At 55.1% G+C, this 24,479-nt stretch carries 22 protein-coding genes, 5 tRNA genes and 2 pseudogenes; 5 read left to right on the plus strand and 24 right to left on the minus strand.

All coding sequences use genetic code 11. The annotated features are described in order from the left end of the window. Positions 1-34: 34 nt before the first annotated feature. From trmD to ffh, 4 genes are all read right to left on the minus strand, one after another. Complete coding sequence (trmD, locus tag J2Y91_RS03065; protein ID WP_133622901.1) at positions 35-805, minus strand: tRNA (guanosine(37)-N1)-methyltransferase TrmD; 771 nt, start codon at positions 803-805, stop codon at positions 35-37. Between the two features lie 35 nt (positions 806-840). Beyond that, on the minus strand, positions 841-1,389 hold the full coding sequence (gene rimM / locus J2Y91_RS03070; protein WP_048917098.1) for a ribosome maturation factor RimM: 549 nt from the start codon (positions 1,387-1,389) through the stop codon (positions 841-843). Between the two features lie 18 nt (positions 1,390-1,407). Beyond that, on the minus strand, positions 1,408-1,656 hold the full coding sequence (rpsP, locus tag J2Y91_RS03075; RefSeq protein ID WP_004155935.1) for a 30S ribosomal protein S16: 249 nt from the start codon (positions 1,654-1,656) through the stop codon (positions 1,408-1,410). Between the two features lie 136 nt (positions 1,657-1,792). Beyond that, complete coding sequence (ffh, locus tag J2Y91_RS03080) at positions 1,793-3,154, minus strand: signal recognition particle protein (protein WP_133622900.1); 1,362 nt, start codon at positions 3,152-3,154, stop codon at positions 1,793-1,795. A gap of 166 nt (positions 3,155-3,320) precedes the next feature. Here ffh and J2Y91_RS03085 point away from each other — a divergent pair, with 166 nt between their 5' ends. Together J2Y91_RS03085 and J2Y91_RS03090 are read left to right on the plus strand one after the other, a co-directional pair. Further along, positions 3,321-4,112 carry a cytochrome C assembly family protein gene (locus tag J2Y91_RS03085; protein WP_048917100.1) on the plus strand — a complete coding sequence of 264 codons (792 nt, stop codon included), beginning with the start codon at positions 3,321-3,323 and terminating at the stop codon, positions 4,110-4,112. Between the two features lie 22 nt (positions 4,113-4,134). After that, on the plus strand, positions 4,135-5,421 hold the full coding sequence (locus J2Y91_RS03090) for an HlyC/CorC family transporter (RefSeq protein WP_133622899.1): 1,287 nt from the start codon (positions 4,135-4,137) through the stop codon (positions 5,419-5,421). A 53-nt stretch (positions 5,422-5,474) separates the two neighbouring features. Here J2Y91_RS03090 and luxS read toward each other — a convergent pair whose 3' ends face one another. The 17 genes from luxS to J2Y91_RS03175 all read right to left on the minus strand — a co-directional run bounded on the left by luxS (position 5,475) and on the right by J2Y91_RS03175 (position 18,329). Further along, positions 5,475-5,990, minus strand: a complete 516-nt coding sequence (luxS, locus tag J2Y91_RS03095; protein ID WP_048917102.1) for an S-ribosylhomocysteine lyase — start codon at positions 5,988-5,990, stop codon at positions 5,475-5,477. A gap of 162 nt (positions 5,991-6,152) precedes the next feature. Continuing rightward, on the minus strand, positions 6,153-7,754 hold the full coding sequence (gene gshA, locus J2Y91_RS03100) for a glutamate--cysteine ligase (RefSeq protein ID WP_208864871.1): 1,602 nt from the start codon (positions 7,752-7,754) through the stop codon (positions 6,153-6,155). A 31-nt stretch (positions 7,755-7,785) separates the two neighbouring features. Next, on the minus strand, positions 7,786-8,214 hold the full coding sequence (locus J2Y91_RS03105; protein ID WP_133622898.1) for a YqaA family protein: 429 nt from the start codon (positions 8,212-8,214) through the stop codon (positions 7,786-7,788). Then, complete coding sequence (gene yqaB, locus J2Y91_RS03110) at positions 8,211-8,777, minus strand: fructose-1-phosphate/6-phosphogluconate phosphatase (protein ID WP_133622897.1); 567 nt, start codon at positions 8,775-8,777, stop codon at positions 8,211-8,213. Before yqaB ends, J2Y91_RS03105 begins: the two co-directional genes overlap by 4 nt. Positions 8,778-9,130: 353 nt before the next feature. After that, positions 9,131-9,207 (minus strand) — tRNA-Arg (locus J2Y91_RS03115). Positions 9,208-9,242: 35 nt separating this feature from the next. Continuing rightward, positions 9,243-9,319 (minus strand) — tRNA-Arg (locus J2Y91_RS03120). 55 nt (positions 9,320-9,374) lie between these two features. Further along, positions 9,375-9,451: transfer RNA gene (locus J2Y91_RS03125), tRNA-Arg, on the minus strand. A 143-nt stretch (positions 9,452-9,594) separates the two neighbouring features. Then, positions 9,595-9,671 (minus strand) — tRNA-Arg (locus J2Y91_RS03130). 4 nt (positions 9,672-9,675) lie between these two features. Then, a tRNA-Ser gene (locus J2Y91_RS03135) sits at positions 9,676-9,768 on the minus strand. Between the two features lie 362 nt (positions 9,769-10,130). After that, positions 10,131-10,316 (minus strand): carbon storage regulator CsrA, encoded by a 186-nt coding sequence (gene csrA, locus J2Y91_RS03140; protein WP_004155916.1) that lies wholly within the window; start codon positions 10,314-10,316, stop codon positions 10,131-10,133. Positions 10,317-10,565: 249 nt separating this feature from the next. Then, complete coding sequence (gene alaS / locus J2Y91_RS03145; RefSeq protein ID WP_048917105.1) at positions 10,566-13,193, minus strand: alanine--tRNA ligase; 2,628 nt, start codon at positions 13,191-13,193, stop codon at positions 10,566-10,568. A 137-nt stretch (positions 13,194-13,330) separates the two neighbouring features. Then, positions 13,331-13,843 (minus strand): regulatory protein RecX, encoded by a 513-nt coding sequence (locus J2Y91_RS03150; RefSeq protein ID WP_133622896.1) that lies wholly within the window; start codon positions 13,841-13,843, stop codon positions 13,331-13,333. Positions 13,844-14,032: 189 nt separating this feature from the next. Further along, positions 14,033-15,100 carry a recombinase RecA gene (recA, locus tag J2Y91_RS03155; protein ID WP_048917107.1) on the minus strand — a complete coding sequence of 356 codons (1,068 nt, stop codon included), beginning with the start codon at positions 15,098-15,100 and terminating at the stop codon, positions 14,033-14,035. Positions 15,101-15,194: 94 nt separating this feature from the next. Next, on the minus strand, positions 15,195-15,689 hold the full coding sequence (gene pncC / locus J2Y91_RS03160; protein WP_133622895.1) for a nicotinamide-nucleotide amidase: 495 nt from the start codon (positions 15,687-15,689) through the stop codon (positions 15,195-15,197). A 102-nt stretch (positions 15,690-15,791) separates the two neighbouring features. Further along, on the minus strand, positions 15,792-16,565 hold the full coding sequence (tam, locus tag J2Y91_RS03165) for a trans-aconitate 2-methyltransferase (RefSeq protein ID WP_133622894.1): 774 nt from the start codon (positions 16,563-16,565) through the stop codon (positions 15,792-15,794). A 95-nt stretch (positions 16,566-16,660) separates the two neighbouring features. Next, positions 16,661-17,740 carry a lytic murein transglycosylase B gene (gene mltB / locus J2Y91_RS03170; RefSeq protein WP_133622893.1) on the minus strand — a complete coding sequence of 360 codons (1,080 nt, stop codon included), beginning with the start codon at positions 17,738-17,740 and terminating at the stop codon, positions 16,661-16,663. A gap of 130 nt (positions 17,741-17,870) precedes the next feature. Further along, positions 17,871-18,329 carry an RcnB family protein gene (locus J2Y91_RS03175; RefSeq protein ID WP_048917111.1) on the minus strand — a complete coding sequence of 153 codons (459 nt, stop codon included), beginning with the start codon at positions 18,327-18,329 and terminating at the stop codon, positions 17,871-17,873. A 266-nt stretch (positions 18,330-18,595) separates the two neighbouring features. Between J2Y91_RS03175 and J2Y91_RS03180 the strand changes: the two are divergent. Continuing rightward, positions 18,596-18,821: pseudogene (locus tag J2Y91_RS03180) on the plus strand (cell filamentation protein Fic); the annotation flags it as partial. On the opposite strand, the gene J2Y91_RS03185 reads toward J2Y91_RS03180, so the two are convergent. Continuing rightward, positions 18,818-18,985, minus strand: coding sequence for a hypothetical protein (locus J2Y91_RS03185; protein WP_166643155.1), 168 nt, complete (start codon positions 18,983-18,985; stop codon positions 18,818-18,820). The pseudogene J2Y91_RS03180 and the gene J2Y91_RS03185 sit on opposite strands and share 4 nt — an antisense overlap. Before the next feature lie 181 nt (positions 18,986-19,166). On the opposite strand from J2Y91_RS03185, the pseudogene J2Y91_RS23035 reads away from it, so the two are divergent. Both J2Y91_RS23035 and mutS read left to right on the plus strand, forming a co-directional pair. After that, a pseudogene (locus tag J2Y91_RS23035) lies at positions 19,167-19,258 on the plus strand (hypothetical protein); the annotation flags it as partial. A 314-nt stretch (positions 19,259-19,572) separates the two neighbouring features. Continuing rightward, positions 19,573-22,128: a DNA mismatch repair protein MutS gene (gene mutS / locus J2Y91_RS03190; RefSeq protein WP_133622892.1), complete on the plus strand. Its 2,556-nt coding sequence runs from the start codon at positions 19,573-19,575 to the stop codon at positions 22,126-22,128. Between the two features lie 175 nt (positions 22,129-22,303). Here mutS and rpoS read toward each other — a convergent pair whose 3' ends face one another. Next, complete coding sequence (gene rpoS / locus J2Y91_RS03195) at positions 22,304-23,296, minus strand: RNA polymerase sigma factor RpoS (protein ID WP_048917113.1); 993 nt, start codon at positions 23,294-23,296, stop codon at positions 22,304-22,306. A gap of 51 nt (positions 23,297-23,347) precedes the next feature. Further along, positions 23,348-24,457, minus strand: coding sequence for a murein hydrolase activator NlpD (gene nlpD / locus J2Y91_RS03200; protein WP_133622891.1), 1,110 nt, complete (start codon positions 24,455-24,457; stop codon positions 23,348-23,350). Positions 24,458-24,479 lie beyond the last annotated feature (22 nt).

Here is a 24,479-nt window from a genome sequence, read left to right on the forward strand (position 1 = left end):
ATCCTGGGTAAACTGATAGTTAAGGCGGATGGCGTTATGCCTTTCCAGCCGTATCATGTTTTGTTGCCTGGCGATGTTCCCGTTGGAACTCAGCCAGCAACTTTGCTTGCTCTTCAGTCAGAGCCAGGTTTTCCAGAAGTTCAGGTCTTCTAAGCCAGGTACGGCCCAGCGACTGTTTCAGGCGCCACCGGCGAATATCAGCATGGTTGCCCGACAGCAGAACTGGCGGTACTTCCATCCCTTCTAACACTTCAGGGCGGGTGTAGTGTGGGCAATCCAGCAAACCCTCCGAGAACGAATCCTCTTCGGCTGACGCCTGTTTCCCCAGCACTCCCGGAATAAACCGGGAAACCGAGTCAATCAGCGTCATCGCTGGCAGCTCGCCACCGCTGAGTACGTAATCCCCAATCGACCACTCTTCGTCAATCTCGGTTTTGATTACGCGCTCATCGATCCCTTCATAACGACCACACACCAGAATTAACTTATGGTTGGTCGCCAGCTCGCAGACCCCATCTTGATCGAGTTTACGCCCCTGAGGTGACAGATAAATCACCTTTGCGCCTTCTCCTGCCGCCGCTTTTGCTGCGTGGATGGCATCCCGTAAGGGTTGAACCATCATTAGCATTCCCGGTCCGCCGCCGTAAGGACGTTCATCCACGGTACGGTGCCGGTCATGAGCGAAGTCACGAGGACTCCAGCTCTGAATGCTGAGCAGGCCATTTTTTACTGCCCGGCCAGTTACTCCGTAATCGGTAATTGCGCGAAACATTTCAGGAAACAGGCTGATTACGCCAATCCACATACTTTGCGCCGGAGTATTACCGTTTTGTTCGGAGCTCAAAAACCAGGATCCCAATCTACTTTGATGGTGCGAGTAGTGAGATCGACATTCTTGATAACCTGTTCATCGAGGAACGGAATTAACCGCTCCTGCGCACCAAATGCATCCTTCAGGTTAGCCTTGACGACGAGAACGTCGTTTGAACCGGTTTCCATCATATCGATGACTTTACCCAGCTCGTATCCTTCAGTGGTGACTACCTGGCAGCCCATCAGGTCTTTCCAGTAATAGTCGCCGCTTTCCAGTTCCGGCAGTTGCTCTGAATCCACGACAATTTCGCAATTGGTCAGCAGACCCGCAGCATCACGATCGTCAATGCCTTTGACTTTGATGATCATGTCCTGATTGTGGCGCTTCCAGCCTTCCAGCTCGACAAGCTGCCATTGACCCGCACGTTGGATAAACCACGGCTGATAGTCAAAAATGCTTTCAGCGTCTTCGGTGGAGGAAAACACTTTGAGCCAACCACGAATACCGTAGGCCGAGCCCATCTTCCCCAGAATTAACGGGTTAGCGGGAGGCTGGGCGGTGAGTTGCTTGCTCATGTTGACCACCGTGACAGATTAAGCTGCTTTCTTAGCTTGTTTGATCAGCGCGTTAACGCGATCAGACAGAGTAGCGCCCTGGCCAACCCAGTGCTCAATGCGGTCCAGATCCAGACGCAGTGGCTCAGCCTGACCTGAAGCGATCGGGTTGAAGAAGCCAACGCGCTCGATGAAGCGACCGTTGCGAGCATTACGGCTGTCGGTTACGACTACCTGATAAAACGGACGCTTTTTAGCGCCGTGACGTGCCAAACGAATTGTTACCATAACATCCTCTTTAGTTAATAAAACAACCGGGCCCCATTGAGGGAACGGGGCCCGGGTGCAATATAAAAAGCCCGAAAATTTTACTCATTTTGGCGCAAAAAGCAATCTAATTCGCCTGAGCCATTTTCCAGCTTGCTTAACGGCCTGGGAAACCTGGCGGCATCATACCTTTCATGCCGCGCATCATTTTCGCCATGCCACCTTTCTTCATCTTCTTCATCATGCGTTGCATATCGTCAAACTGCTTTAATAAGCGGTTAACGTCCTGCACCTGCATGCCTGAACCTGTCGCGATACGGCGCTTGCGTGAGCCTTTGATAATCTCCGGCTTTTCACGCTCTTTGCGCGTCATGGAGTTGATCATCGCTTCCATACGCACCAGCACTTTATCGTCCATCTGCGATTTAACGTTGTCCGGCAGCTGTCCCATGCCCGGCAGTTTGCCCATCAGGCTGGCCATGCCGCCCATGTTACGCATCTGCTTCAGCTGGTCGAGGAAGTCGTTGAGGTCGAAACCGTCGCCCTTCTTCAGCTTGCTGGCCAGTTTCTCGGCCTGGGCGCGGTCTACCTTACTTTCGATATCTTCGATCAGCGACAGCATGTCGCCCATGCCGAGGATACGTGAGGCGATACGCTCCGGGTAGAACGGCTCAAGGGCTTCGGTTTTCTCACCGACACCCATAAATTTAATCGGTTTACCGGTGATATGACGAATCGACAGTGCAGCACCGCCGCGGGCATCACCGTCGACTTTAGTCAGAACCACGCCGGTCAGCGGCAGCGCTTCGTTAAACGCCTTCGCGGTGTTCGCGGCATCCTGACCGGTCATGGCATCGACCACAAACAGCGTTTCTACCGGATTAATCGCGGCATGAACCTGCTTGATTTCGTCCATCATCGCTTCATCGACGTGCAAACGACCGGCGGTGTCCACCAGCAGCACGTCGTAGAATTTCAGCTTAGCCTGCTGTAATGCATTTTTAACGATGTCGACCGGCTTCTGGCTGAGGTCTGACGGACAGAAGTCGACGCCCACCTGCTCGGCCAGGGTTTCCAGCTGTTTGATCGCTGCCGGGCGATAAACGTCGGCAGAGACCACCAGCACTTTCTTCTTGTGCTTTTCACGCAGGAACTTACCGAGCTTACCGACGCTGGTGGTTTTACCCGCACCCTGCAGGCCCGCCATCAGCACCACGGCCGGTGGCTGCGCCGCCAGGTTCAGAGTGTTGTTCTCCTCGCCCATGGCAGCAACCAGTTCGTTTTTAACGATCTTTACGAACTCCTGACCCGGTGTCAGGCTTTTGTTCACTTCGTGACCGACGGCGCGCTCTTTGACGCGTCCGATAAAGTCACGGACTACCGGCAGCGCAACGTCCGCTTCCAGCAACGCCATGCGCACTTCGCGCAGCGTGTCCTTGATATTGTCTTCTGTCAGCCGCCCGCGGCCACTGATATTGCGCAGGCTTTTCGACAGTCTGTCGGTTAAATTATCAAACATCGTCTCTCGCTCAACGTAATGAGAGGCCGCCTCGGCGACACAATGGCGCGGATTATAACATAGTGACGCAGCGATCTCAGCCATATGCGTTGAGATCGTTTGGAGCCAGCCGTCGCTGGCGCTATACTGGTTTTTTTCTCAGTCTTGTCGGTAACTAACGAGATCTATGTCCGTATTTGCGATTCTGGCGCTACTCGCCTACTCATTCAGCCTTGCCCTGATCGTTCCCAGCCTGCTGCGTAAGAACAGCACATGGCGCCGTCTGGCGGTGCTGTCCGCCGTGGCAGCGCTGGTGTTTCACGCTGTGGCGCTTGAGCAGCGCATATTTGGGCCTGATGGCGGGCAGAACCTCAGCCTGCTGAACATCGGTTCGCTGGTGAGTCTGCTGATCTGCGCGATTATGACCATTGTCGCCTCACGTAATCGTGGCTGGATCCTGCTACCGATAGTCTACAGCTTCGCGTTGATTAACCTGGCTTTTGCGACTTTCGTTCCCAATGCCTTTATCACTCACCTGGAAACCACCCCGGGAATGATGGTGCATATTGGCCTCGCCCTTTTCGCCTACGCCACCCTGATTATCGCCGCGCTGTACGCTCTGCAATTGGCGTGGATTGACTGGCTGCTGAAGAACAAGAAACTGGCTTTTAGCACCGACATTCCGCCGCTGATGACCATTGAGCGTAAGATGTTCCATATTACGCAGATTGGCGTGGTGCTGCTGACGCTGGTGCTCTGCACCGGTCTGTTCTACTTACCGGATCTGTTCAGTCGTGAGAACATTGATAAAGCCGTGCTGTCGATACTCGCCTGGTTTGTCTATATCGTACTGCTGTGGGGCCACTATCATGAAGGCTGGCGTGGGCGCCGCGTCGTCTGGTTCAACTGCGGCGGGGCATTTTTGCTCACTATGGCTTATTTTGGTAGCCGCATGCTGCAGCATTTATTAACCTCCTGAATTTCCAAAGCAAGGACCTCTCTTGGAACACGTTTCAACTACGACCCTGATTATTACGCTGGTCATCATGATTCTGGTGTCGGCGTACTTCTCCGGTTCCGAAACCGGCATGATGACGCTCAACCGCTACAAGCTGCGCCACCTCGCTAAAAACGGTAACCGCGCCGCGCGTCGGGTCGAAAAATTACTGCGCCGCCCGGACCGCCTGATAAGCCTGGTGCTGATTGGCAACAACCTGGTGAACATTCTGGCCTCAGCGCTGGCGACTATCGTCGGGATGCGCCTGTACGGTGATGCAGGGGTAGCTATTGCCACGGGTATTCTGACTTTCCTGGTGCTGGTGTTCTCAGAGGTGCTGCCAAAAACTGTCGCCGCGCTCTACCCGGAGAAAGTCGCCTTCCCGAGCAGCATCTTGCTGGGGCCGTTGCAGATCGTCATGATGCCGCTGGTGTGGCTGCTTAACACCATTACGCGCATTCTGATGCGCATGGTCGGTATCAAAAGCGACGGCGCTATCAGCGGCGCACTGAGTAAAGATGAGCTGCGTACCATCGTCCACGAATCGCGCTCGCTGATGTCGCGCCGTAATCAGGACATGCTGCTGTCCGTGCTTGACCTGGAAAAGGTCAACGTGGATGACATTATGGTGCCGCGCAATGAGATTGCCGGTATCAACATCAACGATGACTGGAAGTCGATTGTTCGCCAGCTGACGCATTCACCGCATGGCCGCATCGTGCTGTACCGCGACTCCCTGGATAATGCGATGAGCATGCTGCGCGTGCGCGAAGCCTATCGTTTGATGACCGAGAAGAAAGAGTTCACCAAAGAAGTGCTGCTGCGCGCCGCCGATGAGATCTACTTCGTGCCGGAAGGCACCCCGCTCAACGTGCAGCTGGTAAAATTCCAGCGCAACAAGAAGAAGGTCGGGCTGGTGGTGGACGAGTATGGTGATATCAAAGGGCTGGTGACCATCGAAGATATTCTCGAAGAGATTGTCGGGGACTTCACCACCTCCATGTCGCCAACGCTTGCCGAAGAAGTGGTGCCGCAGAACGATGGTTCGGTTCTGGTTGAGGGCAGCGCCAATATCCGCGAGCTGAACAAAGCCTTTAACTGGACGTTGCCGGAAGAGGAAGCGCGCACCGTGAACGGCATGATTCTGGAGGAGTTGCAGGATATCCCGCTGCCGGGAACCACGGTCCATATCGGGCATTACGCCGTTGATATTCTCGATGTGCAGGACAACATGATTAAGCAGGTACGCATCACGCCGAAGACATCATTGAAGGAATCGGTCGGGTCGTAAACGTAGGGGCCAGGCATGCCTGACCCTGGCGAGGCACGCCTCGCCACTACGATTTAGATGTGCAGCTCTTTCAACTTCTCTTTTGGCAGCGCCAGATCTTCATTGCGGTTCACACCAATCTCTTTAGAGATGACGTTACGCGCGATCTCCTGAGCCTGCTCCAGCGAGTGCAGCTCACAGCTTCCGCACTGGTAGATATTCAGTTCAGGAATATCACTCTGCTGCTTCACTTTCAGCACGTCTTCCATCGCCGCTTTCCACGCTGTCGCAACGCGCTTTTCGTCCGGCACGCCAATCAGGCTCATGTAGAAACCGGTGCGGCATCCCATTGGTGAAATATCGATGATTTCGACACCGTCACCGTTCAGGTGGTTACGCATAAAGCCGGCAAACAGGTGCTCCAGCGTATGGATCCCGCGCTCGGTCAAAATCTCAATGTTCGGACGGCAGAAACGCAGGTCGAATACGGTAATGGTATCGCCCTGTGGCGTTTTCATGGTCTTCGCAACGCGCACAGCAGGCGCATTCATGATGGTATGATCGACGGTAAAGCTATCCAGCAATGGCATACGGTTACCTCAACTAATGAATTTATTTTTGCAATGATGAAACTTTTACGCGTAGGGCGCGTCTGAATATATGAAAGACGCGCATTTGTTATCATCATCTCATCCCTGACAACAGAGATGTTAATTTGGCCACAGTGATTGTGGCCTTTTTCTTTTCTAACGCTAGCCTTTGTCTTTCAAAAAGGCATCCAGACTAAGCGTATCACTTTCTTCAATCTCCTGCTGACTTACCTTAGAGCGCAGAGCCTCATCGCTAAGCTGCTGTTCAGTCAGCACTTCCAGCGGCTCTTCGCTCAGCTGCTGGCGATACTGCTCGGCCAGCGCCAGTCCGGCACCGCCAATGCCATTGGCTTTCAGGTTTTGCAGGAAGCGCGCTGAGTAAGTCAGATCGGGGTCATCAAACGAGGCCACCAGGCGATCGCAGACTTCCTGATAGTGATGTTCGCCGCTCTGCCCGTCCAGCGTTTCCGCTACGCGCCGCAGGTCGCTAAACAGCGCTTTACCCACGTCTACCAGCGGATGCTGTGCTTCTTCACACCCCATTGCGATAGTCTGGCCAGGTTTACGCCCTTCAAGGATCACCCGATTCCAGTTTTTACGCGTGCAGGCCAATTCTGCGCTGCTCATCTCAGGCGCATCAGCCAGTGCACACCAGATCAGGAACAGATCCAGGAAACGCACCTGGTTGGCGTCTACGCCGATGGGCGAGAACGGGTTGATATCCAACGAGCGCACTTCGATATACTCGATACCGCCGCGCTGCAGTGCATCCGAAGGCGCTTCGCCCGATCGGGTGACGCGCTTCGGCCGGATTGGCGCATACAGCTCATTTTCAATCTGCAGCACGTTAGTATTTAGCTGCAGCCAGTCGCCGTTTTCATCCTTCACGCCCATGCTGGCAAACTCTTCAGACGGGGTTTTAATCGCCGCCTTCAGGCCCTTAATGTATTCCGCCAGGTTGTTGAAGGTAATGTTAAGGCTGCTTTGTGACTTGTTGGTGTAGCCCAGGTCACTCAGACGCAGTGAAGTGGCATAAGGCAGTGACAGCATGCCTTTATCGCTGCGTTCGAACGGCAGCGCGCTCTCTTTCCCCTGCATGAAAGAAGAGCAGATTGCTGGCGATGCGCCAAACAGGTAAGGGATCACCCAACCAAAGCGGTAGTAGTTACGGATCAGGCGCAGATAGCCATCGGAGATCGCCTCTTTACCGCTTTCCGCATCCTTCACCCCTGCCCACTCCTGCCAGAATGAGAGTGGCAGCGAGAAGTTATAGTGCACGCCAGAGATAATCTGCATCAGTGCGCCATAGCGGTTTTTCAGCCCCTGGCGATACAGCGTTTTCATCTGGCCGATATTCGAACTGCCGTACTGCGCCAGTTCAATATCCTGGCCGGGATCGATCATGCACGGCATGCTCATCGGCCACATGCGCTCTTCACCAAGCTCGCGCGCAACGTGACGATGGATATCGCGTAAAAACGCCAGCAGACGATCAATGTCCTGATCGACCGGCGTAATAAATTCTAACAGCGTTTCGGCAAAGTCAGTGGTGATCCACTTATGCGTCAAGGCTGAGCCAAGGGAAGCTGGGTGCCCGGTCGTGGCCAGATGACCATCCGGTTTAACGCGCAGAGTTTCGCGCTCAATACCGCGGCCAATACCTTTAAGTGCGTCAGGATGAGCTTCCAGCCAGGAAAGCGCCTGTGATACGTCCGGGATCAAATTGACCTCCCGCTCAGAGAAAAACTTATTATTGTTAAGCATAATGTTAACCGTAGCGCCGCCCTAAAGCGAATCAATGCCACCATTCCATGCCCTGAAGTGTTGCGGCTGCCAGTACTACGTAACGCAAGGTCTTGCCGATAGCGAGAAAAATCACCACCGGCAACCAGGCAAAACGTAACCACCCGGCAACAACGCACAGCAGATCACCAATCACTGGTAACCAGCTGAAAAGCAGCGCAGCAGGCCCCAAACGGTGCAGCCACGCCGTTGCTGTGTCATGCCATCGCCCCTGATTTTTCTGTGGAAGCAGGCGACCTATTACAATGTTGGTTAATCCGCCCAGGGTGTTTCCCAGTGCGGCAGTGAAAACCAGAGCGCCAACAGAAACTTTCCCTGCCAGCAAGAGCCCTACCAGTAGCGCCTCTGAGCTGCCCGGTAACAGCGTGGCGCTGAGAAAGCTACTGGCAAACATCGAACCATACGAAAGCCATTCACTCACAGCAGACGGACATCCACCGCATCCATGCCTGCTGCTTTTGCTGCCTGTATACCAAAATCAGCGTCTTCAAACACCACACAGCGCGCGGCCGGTACACCGATCAATTCGGCGCAGCGCAGAAATGTATCAGGTTCCGGCTTGTGGCGTTTAACATCATCTGCTCCGACAATGGCGTCGAAATGTGCCAGAAGGCCGAGATGCTGCAACAGCCCCACCGCCATCGCATGCTCGCTGCCGGTGCCTACCGCCATCGGGCGGCGCCCCTTGTACGATTTGACAACGTCAATCAGCGGCAGCGGCTGGACGGTATCAAACAGCATCGTTTTCAGTAAGGCGGTTTTCTCTGCGGCCAGTCGATGAGGATCGAGGTCGCTGTGATGATCGGCAATAATCACCTGTGCAATGCGCCAGGTCGGTGAGCCATTAAGGCCAATAATCGCCGTTTCGTCGAAGGTCATGCCGTACTGCGCCAGCACCTGGTGCCAGGCTTTACGGTGTGTCGGCTCGGTGTCGAGGATGGTGCCATCCATATCGAAAATCAAGCCATCATAAGCATCGTACATTCTCGTATCCATCCTGATAACGGAACGATTACTTTAGCGTAAAAGCACACTGGTTGTCGCTGCTAGCATGGATCCGCAAATGCCTTGAAAGATATAGGGATTTTGAGATTCAGATAAATACGTGGGATAAAGCTCAGGTAGAATTTGGCTTAAGACCATGAAGTTAAGGGGGAATTCGAGGATAGGTGGATCTGATAAGATATAATGATTAATGAAGTGATAGTGCATCCAGGAGGATTATTCGGCTTCGCCTCACCCTGACGGGCCGTCGCACGCGACGTTATCCTACTTTGGGATTGCTGGAACAACGCAACAACATACGGGTACAGCGGTGCGGTTAATTTGGAGAGATATGGTGCATCCAGGAGGATTCGAACCTCCGACCGCTCGGTTCGTAGCCGAGTACTCTATCCAGCTGAGCTATGGATGCATAGGTAAAACGTATGAAGAGGTTTACTGAAAATATGGTGCATCCAGGAGGATTCGAACCTCCGACCGCTCGGTTCGTAGCCGAGTACTCTATCCAGCTGAGCTATGGATGCATTTGATAAAACATTGGGGGAGATAATGCGACAAACCTGAGGAGATACTAAAGAATGGTGCATCCAGGAGGATTCGAACCTCCGACCGCTCGGTTCGTAGCCGAGTACTCTATCCAGCTGAGCTATGGATGCATTGTTAATTCTTGTATAACGCAGGGTGCTGACTACTCACCGTGATGAAGGCTGTAAGCATTCATCAATACTACCTGAAATTAAAGCCGCACTAAGCAACTTTAAAAGAGCTGGAACAGAGGTATTTCCAACTTCCTAAAATATGGTGCATCCAGGAGGATTCGAACCTCCGACCGCTCGGTTCGTAGCCGAGTACTCTATCCAGCTGAGCTATGGATGCAAAATGGCGGTGAGGCGGGGATTCGAACCCCGGATGCAGCTTTTGACCGCATACTCCCTTAGCAGGGGAGCGCCTTCAGCCTCTCGGCCACCTCACCACTAGCACTCTTTCGAGTTGTGCTTCAGAACGTTGTTTCTGCTCATCGGCACTGCGTGGCGCACATATTACTTTCTGGGCGTTGTAAGTCAAACAATTTCTCCCCCTTTTTTCGTCACTCGTGTTTGTTTGCACAAAAGCCACGCAATACGGCCAAATTGGCGACAAAAAGAGTGATTAATCAACAATGAAACTGCGAAAAGCAACGCTAAGTCTGTACGTTATAAATCTGTCAGAGGGATAAATTTTTGGCAAAAGAACAGCGTGAATGGGTAACAAAATGGGAAAAGTAGTGGGGAGGAAGGGAAAAAGGGAACTGAAAACCGGTAGCGCCTCGCTACAGGGAGCGAGGCGCTGGATCCGTTAGTAACTTGTCTGCTGAGTTTTTTCGGCCTGGATGCGCTGATAAATCTCTTCGCGATGCACCGAAACTTCTTTAGGGGCGTTCACACCAATACGTACCTGGTTACCTTTGACTCCCAGCACAGTTACAGTCACCTCATCACCGATCATGAGGGTTTCACCAACTCGACGAGTTAGAATAAGCATTCTTTGCTCCTTGAAAGATTAAAAGAGTCGGGCTAACTGCTTCCCGGCATTATCCATCATATAACGCTAAACGTAGATTATGACAAATACACTAAGAGTGCACCTGCTTACCAATACATTCTGCTGATAGTTAGTTTAGCCGAAAACCGGATTATCAACCTGACTTTATGATTACAGGGTTGTAGCGCGGAAGTAAAGCGCCCCGGATTTACGCCCGGTGCGCCTGCTCGCGACACGTTTTTTATAGTGTTACAGTTTTGCCGCTACCCATGACTCAACGCCAGACAGCGCAGCAGGCAGCGCCTGTGCATCTGTACCGCCTGCCTGAGCCATATCCGGGCGACCGCCACCCTTACCACCGACCCGCTGAGCCAGTTCGCCCACCAGTTCGCCCGCTTTCACGCGGTCGGTCAGGTCTTTGGTCACGCCAGCAATCAGAGAGACTTTGCCGTCGCTAACCGTTGCCAGCACGATAATTGCGGAGCCGAGCTGATTTTTCAGATCGTCTACCATCGTACGCAGCATCTTCGGTTCGACGTTGCTCAGCTCACTGACTAACAGTTTGGTGCCTTTCAGTGCAATCGCTTGACTACTTAACGATGCACTTTCTTGCGCAGCCTGCTGATCCTTCAACTGCTGCAACTCTTTTTCCAGCCCGCGCGCATGGTCGATCAGCGCACGCACTTTCTCATTCAGATTACTGTTATTGGCTTTGACCAGGTGTGCGATATCCAGCAGCTGCTCGTTCTGGCTGTAAACCTGTGCCAGCGCCCCTTCCCCGGTGACGGCTTCAATACGGCGCACGCCAGCGGCGGTGCCGGACTCAGAGGTAATACGGAACAGGCCGATATCACCGGTACGCACGGCGTGCACACCGCCACACAGCTCGGTTGAGAAGTCGCCCATGCCGACAACGCGAACGTGGTCATCATACTTCTCGCCAAACAGCGCCATGGCGCCGTGAGCTTTCGCCGCTTCGAGCTCCATGATGTTGGTTTCAATCGGCAGGTTGCGGCGGATCTGCGCATTGACAATCTCTTCAACCTGGCGGATTTCAACCGGCTTCATCGCCTCGAAATGCGAGAAGTCGAAACGCAGGTATTTGTCGTTCACCAGTGAGCCTTTCTGCGCCACGTGCTCGCCAAGTACCTGACGTAACGCCGCGTGCAGCAGGTGCGTTGCCGAGTGGTTTAGACGAATGCGCGCACGGCGTGCCTCATCCACCTGTGCCGCCACGCGATCGCCGACGCGCAGCTTGCCTGCCGACAGTTTGCCGATATGACCAATCGCCTGCGCGTACTTCTGCGTGTCGTTCACGCTGAAGCTGGCCTCGCTGGTTTTCAGCTCGCCGGTATCGCCAACCTGACCACCGGATTCACCATAGAATGGCGTTTCATCGAGAACGATCACCCCTTCCTGACCGGCATTGATCTCATCAGCTGCCTGCCCGTCAACGAAGATGGCCGTCACTGCTGCATTCAGCGCCAGCTCTTCATAGCCTTTGAAGGCAGAGGCCTGGTCAATGCGGATCACGTTGTTGTAGTCCGTTCCGAAACCGCTGGCGCTGCGGGCGCGCTGTCGCTGCTGCTCCATCGCCTGCTCGAAACCGGCTTCGTCAATTTTCAGGTTACGCTCGCGGCAGACGTCCGCCGTCAGGTCGACCGGGAAGCCAAAGGTGTCGTAGAGGCGGAAGACGGTTTCACCATCCAGCGTGTCGCCCTGCAGGTTTTCCAGCTCTTCATCCAGCAGCGCCAGACCGCGCTCCAGGGTTTTCGCAAACTGCTCTTCTTCGGTTTTCAGGATCTGCTCGACCTGCGCCTGCTGGCGTTGCAGATCTTCACCCGCTGCACCCATAACGGCAATCAGCGGAGCAACCAGTTTGTAGAAGAAGGTCCCTTCTGCCCCCAGCATGTTGCCATGGCGCACCGCACGGCGAATGATGCGGCGCAGCACGTAGCCACGGTTCTCATTCGACGGGATCACACCATCGGCAATCAGGAAGGCACAGGAACGAATATGGTCGGCGATCACGCGCAGCGATTTATTGCTGAGATCGGTCGCACCGGTAACCTGCGCCACTGACTGAATCAGTTTGGCAAACAGATCGATTTCGTAGTTGGAGTTCACATGCTGCAGGACCGCACTGATGCGCTCCAGGCCCATGCCGGTGTCCACGGATGGCTTCGGCAGGGGCAGCATGGTGCCGTCGGACTGGCGGTTGAACTGCATAAAGACGATGTTCCAGATCTCGATATAGCGGTCGCCATCCTCTTCCGGGCTGCCCGGAGGGCCGCCCCAGATGTGATCGCCGTGGTCGAAGAAGATCTCCGAGCACGGGCCGCACGGGCCGGTATCGCCCATCTGCCAGAAGTTATCGGAAGCGTAGGCGCCGCCTTTGTTGTCGCCGATACGGATGATGCGCTCACGCGGCACGCCGATCTCGTTTTCCCAGATGCCGTAAGCTTCGTCATCGGTCTCGTACACGGTGACCCACAGCTTCTCTTTTGGCAGGCCGAACCACTCAGGGCTGGTCAGCAGCTCCCAGGCAAAGCCAATGGCCTCTTTCTTGAAGTAGTCGCCGAAGCTGAAGTTGCCCAGCATCTCGAAGAAGGTGTGGTGACGCGCGGTGTAACCGACGTTTTCGAGGTCATTGTGCTTACCACCGGCGCGCACGCAGCGCTGCGACGTGGTGGCACGAGAATAATTACGCTTGTCCTGGCCGAGGAAAACGTCTTTAAACTGGTTCATCCCGGCGTTGGTGAATAATAGCGTCGGGTCATTGTTTGGGACGAGGGAGCTACTGGCTACAACCTGATGTCCCTTGCTCTGGAAAAAGTCGAGAAACGCTTGACGAATCTCCGCAGTGCTCTTGCTCATATTTGTCCTGGAATCACGCTAACGTACGTTTCGTGGGTCATGTTACGCCGGATCGGCTGCTGCCTGCGGCGACACACGAACAAAAAGTGGTGAATAAGATAAATTTTCTTCAGAGGGAAGTAAAATCCCATCGAAGGTCAATCATCAAAATTTGCAAAAATAGCCCGTATATCTTCGGTAAAGAAGCCCTTCGTCATCAGATAACGCTGTACCCTGGCTTTTTCCTTCCATTCGGTAGGAAATGGCAGGCCGAACTTCCTTTCCGCCAGATCAAACGCCTGCTTTGACCAGTCAATTTCGCTGGCGGCCAGCGTCTCATCAATCAGGTTTTTATCGATGCCTTTCTGGCCCAGCTCCATGCGAATGCGCTGCGGCCCATAACCCTTTCGGCTGCGGCTGGCCAGATAGCGCTCAGCAAAGCGCGTATCGTCCAGCCAGTTATGCTGATAGCACCACTCAACAACCTGGTCGATCTCCTCCGGGTGCAGCGGCTCTGGTGGCGTTTCCGCCTTTGAGAACTGGGCCGCACGCTCGCTGGAGACCACCAGCTTACGGCGAAATTCCGCCTCGCTGTGGTCGCGCATCGCGAGGATACGCGTTGCCCGCTCCAGCAGTTTTGCATGCCGGTTTCGTTCGGTGGTTTCTGACATAGTGCTCCACACCGTTTTCGGTTAGATGTACACGAGTTAAGGGTAACGTCTGTAGAGGTGCCGTGCGAGGAAAAAGCGTTGAGAATGGGCTGATTAAAGGGATAAAGCAGGTTCAGGCTGGGATAAAAAGGGGAATGTGAAGATAAAACCAGGGTCAGGCATGCCTGACCCCTGCAGAATATACCGCTATCAGAACTTTTCGTCTGCGTCGCTGGTTTCGTCCACTTCATGCGCAGCAGGGACAAAATCAGGCTTGTCATCCTGGTTACCCAGCAGCATTTCACGCAGCTTCGCGTCGATTTCGTTGGCAATCGCCGGGTTCTGCTTCAGGAAGCTACCCGCGTTGGATTTACCCTGACCAATTTTTTCGCCGTTGTAGCTGTACCATGCACCGGCTTTTTCAATCAGCTTGTGCTTAACGCCCAGGTCCACCAGCTCACCGAAGATGTTGATACCTTCGCCGTACATGATCTGGAACTCAGCCTGCTTGAACGGGGCAGCGATTTTGTTTTTCACCACTTTCACGCGGGTTTCGCTACCGACCACTTCGTCACCTTCTTTAATCGCACCGATACGGCGGATATCCAGACGGACAGAGGCGTAGAACTTCAGTGCGTTACCACCGGTCGTGGTTTCCGGGTTACCGAACATCACACCGATTTTCATACGGATCTGGTTGATGAAGATCAGCAGGGTGCTGGAGTTTTTCAGGTTACCGGCCAGCTTACGCATCGCCTGGCTCATCATACGTGCCGCAAGGCCCATGTGGGAGTCGCCGATTTCGCCTTCGATTTCCGCTTTTGGCGTCAGCGCCGCAACGGAGTCAACGATAATCACGTCAACCGCACCGGAACGCGCCAGCGCATCACAGATTTCCAGCGCCTGCTCACCGGTATCCGGCTGAGAACAGAGCAGGTTATCGATGTCTACGCCCAGCTTCTTGGCATAGACCGGGTCAAGGGCGTGCTCGGCATCGATAAACGCACAGGTTTTACCTTTGCGCTGTGCGGCAGCGATAACCTGCAGCGTCAGCGTGGTTTTACCGGAAGATTCCGGGCCATAAATTTCGACGATACGGCCCATAGGCAAACCGCCTGCACCCAGTGCGATATCCAGGGATAACGAACCGGTAGAGATAGTCTCCACATCCATGGTGCGGTCTTCACCCAGGCGCATGATGGAGCCTTTACCAAATTGCTTTTCAATCTGGCCCAGCGCTGCTGCCAGTGCTTTTTGCTTGTTTTCGTCAATAGCCATTTCTACTCCTAATCATGCGGGTAAAGCACACGCGGACGCTGCTTTGTCTCTAAAATATGCGCTGATTATACTGTATGGTCATACAGTATCAAGTTTAATTTTTGAGAAAATGATCGTGCAGGGTCTGAAGTGCCCAGGCGGTTGCCTGGCGACGAACGGCCTCGCGGTCACCGTGAAAACGCTCAACCAGCGCCAGGACTTCTCCCGTCGCGGCGGCAAAGCCAAACCACACGGTGCCCACCGGTTTCCCCTCACTGCCCCCATCCGGCCCGGCGATGCCGCTGACCGACAGCGCATACTGCGCCCCCGCCTCGCTGAGCGCGCCCTGCGCCATCTCACGCACCACCTGCTCACTCACCGCACCAAACTGCGCCAGCGTAGATTCACTGACGCCAACCATCTGCTGTTTTGCCTCATTGCTGTAGGTGACAAAGCCGCGCTCGAACCAGGCTGAGCTACCGGCAATGTCGGTCAGCACCTTGGCTATCCAACCGCCGGTACAGGACTCCGCCGTGGTGACGCTGGCATTGCGCGCCAGCAGCTGCTGCCCTACCCGGGTGCTCAACTGGCTTAATTCACGATCTGTCATAGCGCTCTCCCCCGCCCGATGTTTAAGAGCAAGAGAGTAGCACTTTTCTTTCAGGCAAGAGTAAGGGGACGCGCGTTTTGCGGCGCGTCTTCCAGCGTGGGGTCAGATTTTTCGCGCTACGATAAACAGGCGCGGGAAAGCCAGCAGCAGATTGCCATCGTGGCGAACGGGATAAGCCGCGCTGATTTCGGCCAGATAATCAGCGAGGAACTGCGCCTGCTGCGCATCGCTAAGCCCGGCCAGGAAGGGCCGTAAGCCGGTGGCACGCAGCCAGTCAACGATCGACTGCGGCGCAGGCATCACGTGATAGTAAGTGGTGCGCCAGATATCCACCCGGCAACCCGCCGCGCTCAGCAGGTCGTAATACTGCCCGGTGGTCAGCAGCCGTTTACGGTCCGCGGCCTGTGGCGATATCTTGTCCTGCCATTGCGGGCGTGCGGCCACTTCGCGCATCAGGCGATGGCTGGGCTGATCGAGATTATCCGGCATCTGCACGGCCAGCACGCCGTTGGCAGCCAGCTGGCTAATGAGATGGGGGAACAGCTGCGGATGATCGGTCAGCCACTGCAGTGAGGCATTCGCATAAATCACCTCCTGCGGCAGGCTGGCCTGCCAGCTGCGGATATCCGCCAGCTCAAACGCACAGCCCGGTAAGCGCTGCTGCGCCTGATCGAGCATTGCCTGCGAACTGTCCAGCCCGGTGATACGGGCAGCGGGCCACGCGCGATGCAGCAGTTCGGTACTGTTGCCGGGGCCACAGCCAAGGTCGGTCGCGCAAGAGACGTTGGATAAAGGGATGCGGTTAAGCAGTTCCTGCGCCGGGCGGGTGCGCTCCGCTTCGAACTGGCGGTAGAGATCGGGGTTCCACTCTTTCATTATTCCTCGCTAAAAGATCGGTGACAGCCAGGGCTACTGTAAGCCTGACTGCCAGCGCGATAAATAACAAAATTGCAACAGAATCGCGTTACGCCCTAGCGCGCATCGCGCACGGCTTCACCCAGCTGCCAAACCGCCATCGCGTAATGGTTGCTGTGGTTATAGCGGGTGATGGCATAGAAGTTCGGCAGCCCGTACCAGTACTGATAGCGGGTGCCCATATCAAACTTCAGCAGGCTGACCTGCTGGTTGTTATCCAGCGGGATGGTGGGTGACAGACCGGCAGAGGCCAGTTGCGCCACGGTGTAACGGGTTTTAAAGCCGCTCACCAGCCCGGGAGCCTGCCCGTTAGCCTGCACGGCCACCGTGCCGTTTGTCAGCCAGCCGTGCTGCTGGAAGTAGTGCGCCACGCTGCCAATCGCATCGACCGGATCCCACAGGTTGATATGGCCGTCGCCGTTAAAGTCGACCGCATACTGCTTAAATGCCGACGGCATAAACTGGCCATAGCCCATTGCACCGGCAAACGATCCGCGCAGGTCCAGCGGATCATCATCCTCTTCACGCGCCATTAGCAGGAAGGTTTCCAGCTCACCGCTGAAGTATTCGGCGCGGCGCGGATAGTTAAATGACAGCGTCGCCAGCGCATCCAGAATGCGGGTTTTACCCATCACGCGGCCCCAGCGCGTTTCCACACCGATAATGCCGACAATGATTTCTGGCGGCACGCCATAGGTTTTCTGCGCCCGCTCCAGCGCATCGCGATACTGGTTCCAGAACGCTACGCCATTCTGCACGTTGTCCGGCGTGATGAATTTGCTGCGGTAGCGGATCCACGCGCCGTTTGGCCCGGTTGGCCCCTGGGTGGTTGGCGTGGGTGCCTGGCGGTCCATCAGGCGGATCACCCAGTCGAGGTTCTTTGCCTGCGCCAGCACATCGTGCAGCTGCTGGCGCTCAAAACCGTGCTTGCGCACCATTTTGTCGATAAATGCGTTGGCCGCCTGATTATTGGAGAAATCGCCCCCCAGCACGGTGCCGCTGTGGGCAGGCTCAAGCAGGAAGCCGCCGTTGCCTTTAAACGGATTGCCGTGGGGTTCAGCCGGGGCCGTTTTCGGCTGGCTACTACAGGCGGAAAGTAAAGCGACGACAGGAAGAAGAGTTGCCAGATAACGCATCAGATATCCATATTGCAAGGCCGGGAGGTCAGAAATAGAGGATAAAGCATTGAGCGGGAGGAATTAAAGCGGATTTACTCAACGGCGCTTCGCGGTGGTGATGCAAAGCGCCGTTTAATAACAGGCTGGCTTAGTGCTTGTAGTAGATTTCACCGGATTCAGCTTTCAGGATCTTACCTTCGGCGTTGGTGATTAACACGTAGTTACCGCCCATATAGGTCCAGTGGCTGTCGGCTTCCGGCGCAGGCAGATGGCGCACGTTCCACTGGCTCACTTCATACTTTTTGCTGCGGTAAAGGTCCGGTGCGATATCACCAATGGAAAAACGCTTAAAGTCAGCAAAGAAGGTTTTTACTTCATACGGGTCGGCAGGATTAGGCTGATCTGCCTGCTGCGCATCGCCCGGTGCCTGTGACAGCGAGTTCTGGGATTCCGGTGTCTGAACCGGCGGGGTCTGGCTCTGCACTTCTGGCACGGCCGGAACCGCAGTTTCTGCCGGCTGTTCACCTTCCGCATAAGCGGTGGACATGCCGGACAACGCTGCAGCCGACAACACGGCTGAACACAACACCACTTTCAACTTACGCATAGTTTCTCCAAAATGACGCCATCCGGCAGTGAACGACTGCAAAACTGGCATAAAGAAAGACAATAAAGACATGATTAAAAGCATCAGATATCACTTAGATAACACAATCATACGATGGTTCCCGGTGGGATGCCCGCGATGATCGTGTGCTGGCTGCCTGAGCCAGGGGAATTTTTGTTAACAGTCATGACGCGTAATGCCTCTTACCGGGTGGATTGAGCGACTCGCGCCCGGTTTTTTCGCCGAATCTGCGAGCCGCCTTCCCGATCGCCATAACCCATGTCGAGCTGATACTTATCCATTCATTTAGAGAAGGATACTGACGCTAATCGCGACTATTAACCGAAGTGATGGCGGTTCAGGGGGTAAAAACGCCGAAGTATCATAGCTGGGAGCAAAACAAAACCCAATATGTCGGCTAGTCATGCAGGCATGCCTATGGGTTACGAGCCGATGAAATACTGGGTTAGTAAGGCTTTAAGAAGGGATTAAGCAAGGCGTAAATGGGAGAATTTTTTTCGCGTCGCTTCAAGGGAAGCTTCGATCTTCGCTGATGACTGCCCTGTTTCGACAGCTGTAGACGTCACCACTGAACGAACAATGTCAGCACGAGATGGCCTGGCGTAGCTTGCCTGAGTTTTTTTGTTGTTGCTCATATTTACTCCTGAAAGCAGAATCTGGGCGGAAATTCATCGCACAAAAATCATACTAAAATTTCCACGCGAATTCACTAAAGTCTCTCAGAGACTCACTCACTACCCCTGCCCCGGTAGACGATTCTGCATTATAACTTGCGCATAAGAGGAGCGTAATGGCGCACCACGATTTACACCTGAATTGAAGGGAGGAGCCGTCCGTCAGATAACGGAACGCGGTTATTCCGTCGCTGAGGTTTCTGACCGGCTGGGCTTTCCGCACACAATCTCTTCATAGGTTTTCTCCGACACCCGCTTTATCTCTATCACCAGATTCCATTGTTTCGAGCGCCCTCGAAGAAAGTCGCTTCCCCGCCGGTTTTCCTGTCAAACAGACTCCGTTATCATATTCACCACGTACTCGTGAAAAGAGATGTAGGTTGTGGCCAGTAAAGCTACATTTTACCCTGCTACAGTTTGGCAAATGACACCTAAGCCTGCCGTGGACTGTAGGATTTCATGAGATCCAGCGAGACTACGTGAGAACAAATGATAATCATAAAATCACTTAACTCTCTAATTTTTATGATAATGGACATCTCAAGACTATGAGTACATTAGAAAATTTCAGCTCGCACACCCCTATGATGCAGCAGTATCTGCGCCTCAAGGCTGACCATCCTGAGATCCTGCTGTTCTACCGCATGGGAGATTTCTACGAGCTGTTTTACGACGATGCGAAACGCGCCTCGCAGCTGCTGGAAATTTCACTGACCAAGCGCGGCGCGTCGGCCGGTGAACCCATTCCGATGGCGGGCGTGCCCTATCATGCGGTAGAAAACTACCTGGCGAAGCTGGTGCAGCTCGGCGAATCGGTGGCGATTTGCGAACAGATTGGCGACCCGGCACTCAGCAAAGGGCCAGTCGAGCGCAAAGTGGTGCGTATCGTTACCCCGGGCACCATTAGCGATGAAGCGCTGCTTAACGAGCGCCAGGATAACCTGCTGGCGGCTATCTGGCAGAGCCAGCGCGGGTTTGGCTACGCCACGCTGGATATCAGCTCCGGCCGCTTCCGCCTTGCCGAGCCAACCGACCTGGAAACCATGGCGGCTGAACTGCAGCGCACCAATCCGGCAGAGCTGCTTTATCCGGAAGATTTTGCCGCGATGGCGCTGATTGAAAACCGTCGTGGCCTGCGCCGCCGCCCGCTGTGGGAGTATGAGCTGGACACCGCGCGCCAGCAGCTGAACCTGCAGTTTGCCACGCGTGACCTGAGCGGGTTTGGCGTTGAGCAGGCGCACCACGCGCTGCGCGCCGCAGGCTGCCTGTTGCAGTATGTGAAAGACACCCAGCGCACCTCGCTGCCGCACATTCGCTCGCTCACCATGGAGCGCCAGCAGGACGGCATTATTATGGATGCCGCTACCCGCCGTAACCTGGAGATCACCCAAAATCTCGCCGGCGGCATAGAGAACACCCTCGCGTCGGTGCTGGATAAAACCGTCACGCCAATGGGCAGCCGCATGCTGAAACGCTGGCTGCATATGCCGGTGCGCAATTCGCAGACCATCGCTCAGCGCCAGCAGAGCATCAGCGCGCTGCAGGACCTGCATGAATCGGTAACGCCCCTGCTGCGTCAGGTCGGTGACCTGGAGCGTATTCTGGCGCGCCTGGCGCTGCGCACTGCCCGCCCGCGCGACCTGGCCCGCATGCGTCATGCCTTCCAGCAGCTGCCGTTGCTCAACGCCGAGCTGGAGCATAACGAAACTGCCCACCTGCAGACCCTGCGTGGGCAGATGGGCGAATTTACCGAGCTGCGCGAGCTGCTGGAGCGGGCGATTATTGAAACCCCGCCGGTACTGGTGCGCGACGGCGGAGTGATTGCCCCCGGCTACAACGCCGAGCTGGACGAATGGCGCGCGCTGGCGGATGGCGCCACTGACTATCTCGACCGCCTAGAGATCCGCGAGCGTGAAAAACTGGGGCTGGATACGCTGAAGGTCGGCTTCAACGCCGTGCACGGCTATTACATCCAGGTCAGCCGCGGGCAGAGCCATCTGGTGCCGATCCACTATGTGCGCCGCCAGACGCTGAAAAACGCCGAGCGCTACATTATTCCCGAGCTGAAAGAGTATGAGGACAAGGTTCTCACCTCAAAAGGCAAAGCGCTGTCACTGGAAAAAGGCCTGTACGACGAGCTGTTCGACCTGCTGCTGCCGCACCTGGAAGCGCTGCAGAACAGCGCCTCGGCGCTGGCGGAGCTGGACGTGCTGAGCAACCTCGCCGAACGCGCCTGGACGCTGAATTACAGCTGCCCGACGCTGAGCGATAAGCCGGGTATTAAGCTGACCGGCGGGCGTCACCCGGTCGTTGAACAGGTGCTAAAAGAGCCGTTTATCGCCAACCCGCTCTCACTGTCACCCCAGCGCCGCATGCTGGTGGTTACCGGCCCGAATATGGGCGGTAAAAGTACTTACATGCGCCAGGCAGCGCTGATTACGCTGATGGCCTATATCGGCAGCTTCGTGCCCGCCGAGCAGGCGGTGATAGGCCCGATTGACCGAATCTTTACCCGCGTGGGCGCGGCGGACGATCTCGCCTCAGGCCGCTCGACCTTTATGGTGGAGATGACCGAGACCGCCAATATCCTGCATAACGCCACCGAATACAGCCTGGTATTAATGGATGAGATCGGGCGCGGTACCTCGACCTATGACGGCCTGTCGCTGGCGTGGGCCTGTGCCGAGAGCCTGGCCAGCCGCATCAAAGCGATGACGCTGTTTGCCACGCACTACTTCGAGCTGACCACGCTGCCGGAACAGATTGAAGGCGTGGCTAACGTACACCTTGATGCGGTTGAGCACGGCGATACCATCGCCTTTATGCACAGCGTGCAGGACGGCGCCGCCAGCAAGAGCTATGGTCTGGCCGTTGCCGCGCTGGCAGGGGTGCCGAAAGAGGTGATCAAGCGCGCGCGCCAGAAGCTGAAGGAGCTCGAAGCCCTGTCCGGTAGCGCGGCCGCCACCAAAGCCGACGGTTCGCAGCTGCCGCTGCTGGTAGAAGAGACCTCCCCGGCGGTAGAAGCGCTTGAAGCGCTGGATCCGGATTCGCTGTCGCCACGCCAGGCGCTGGAGTGGATTTACCGCCTGAAGTCGCTGGTGTAGCACCGGTCTCAACGCGGGCGAGGCATGCCTCGCCCCTACTTCTTAAGAATCCTGACATGCCTCGCCGCGACCTCTCAAGAACCCGTAATCGCAGGCAATAAAAAAGCGGTGACCGAAGTCACCGCTTTTCGCATTACCCTGTTCAGTATTTATTGAAGCCGTTTATTCTCGCGTGTTATTCGCGGAACAGCGCTTCAATATTCAGACCCTGCGCCTGCAGAATTTCACGCAGACGACGCAGGCCTTCAACCTGAATCTGACGTACACGCTCGCGGGTCAAACCAATTTCACGACCCACATCTTCCAGCGTGGCCGCTTCGTAACCTAACAGGCCGAAACGACGTGCCAGCACTTCACGCTGCTTGGCGTTCAGTTCGAACAACCACTTGACGATGCTTTGCTTCATATCATCGTCCTGCGTGGTATCTTCCGGGCCGTTGTCTTTTTCATCGGCCAGGATATCCAGCAGCGCTTTCTCAGAATCTCCGCCCAGAGGCGTATCGACTGAAGTAATGCGTTCGTTGAGGCGCAGCATCCGGCTCACGTCATCAACAGGCTTATCTAACTTTTCTGCGATCTCTTCCGCACTTGGCTCATGGTCGAGCTTGTGGGAAAGTTCACGCGCAGTACGCAGATAAACATTCAGCTCTTTAACGATATGAATCGGCAGACGAATGGTACGGGTTTGATTCATGATCGCCCGTTCAATAGTCTGACGAATCCACCAGGTGGCGTAAGTAGAGAAACGGAACCCTCTTTCCGGGTCAAATTTTTCTACTGCACGGATCAGGCCGAGGTTACCTTCTTCAATCAGGTCCAGCAGCGCCAGACCACGATTGCTGTAACGACGGGCAATCTTCACCACCAGACGCAGGTTGCTTTCGATCATGCGGCGACGCGATGGCACGTCACCACGGAGTGCACGGCGGGCAAAGAAAACTTCTTCTTCTGCCGTGAGCAATGGAGAATAACCAATCTCTCCTAAGTAGAGCTGCGTAGCATCAAGAACGCGTTGTGTTGCGCCTTGCGACAGCAGCTCTTCTTCTGCTAAATCGTTATCACCAGGTTCATTTCCGACGAGAGCCTTCTCATCAAAAACCTCAGCTCCGTTTTCGTCGAATTCCGCGTCTTCATTTAAATCGTTAACTTTCAGCGTATTCTGGCTCATAAGCGGCTCCTACCCGTGATCCCAAGGGCAGAACACCAAGGTTCTGCCGGATTAACGTTGCGGTAAATAACGCAACGGATTTACGGATTTCCCCTTGTAACGAATTTCAAAGTGCAATCTAACCGAGCTTGTGCCGGTACTGCCCATGGTTGCAATCTTCTGGCCCGCTTTCACTTCTTGTTGTTCACGGACCAGCATCGTATCGTTATGGGCATAAGCACTCAGGTAGTCATCATTATGTTTGATGATAATCAAATTACCGTATCCGCGTAGCGCATTACCGGCGTACACCACGCGACCGGAGGCGGTGGAAACGACGGACTGACCACGAGATCCCGCGATATCGATACCTTTGTTGCCCCCTTCGGAAGCAGAGAAGTTATCAATGATCTTACCATCTGTTGGCCAACGCCAGCTTCCCACAGGGGTAGTGCTGTCCGTCGTGCTACTTACGGTCGGGGCGGTAACCGGCACTGTTGTCGTTGCAGCAGTTTTACCGGACGAAGGCAGCATTTTGCCTCCACTTTGTGTACCTGAATCCTCAGAATACGTAATTACCGGCTGGTGTGCAACCGTTGCGGTTGTCATTTGCGCACCGGACGGAGGCGTGCTGACACCGCCAGCGGTCGCATCGGCTGCCGTAACCGCATTGCCGCCGGTAATAGGCGTACCGGTACCGTTAGCGACCTGCAGCTGCTGGCCGACGTTGAGGCTGTAAGGCGCGGCGATATTGTTGCGCTGTGCAAGGTCGCGGAAATCGTTGCCGGTAATCCAGGCAATATAGAACAAAGTATCGCCACGTTTCACGGTATAGCTGTCGCCGCCGTAGCTACCTTTCGGAATATTCCCATAACTACGGTTGTAGACGATGTGGCCATTTTCGGTAGTTACGTTCTGCTCAGGGGCGGCAGAAGGGGTCACCATACCGCCAGTAGACGGAGGGCGAGCCGGGGGAATAAACCCGCCGTTGCTGCCGCCGGAACTGGCGCCTGATGCGCTGCTCATCGCGGAATTGCTGCTCATCATGCCGGAGTCATTTCCGCCAACGGAGCTGATGGGGGCCTGCGTGTTATCGCTGCTGGAACAACCTGCCAGCCAAAATCCAACCAATGAAACGGCCGCAATACGGCGCAATTTAAATACTGGGCTTCCCGTGCTCATTAATCCCCCACTTACGGCAATA

Origin of the sequence: Erwinia aphidicola, assembly GCF_024169515.1 — a bacterium.
Lineage (GTDB): Bacteria > Pseudomonadota > Gammaproteobacteria > Enterobacterales > Enterobacteriaceae > Erwinia > Erwinia aphidicola.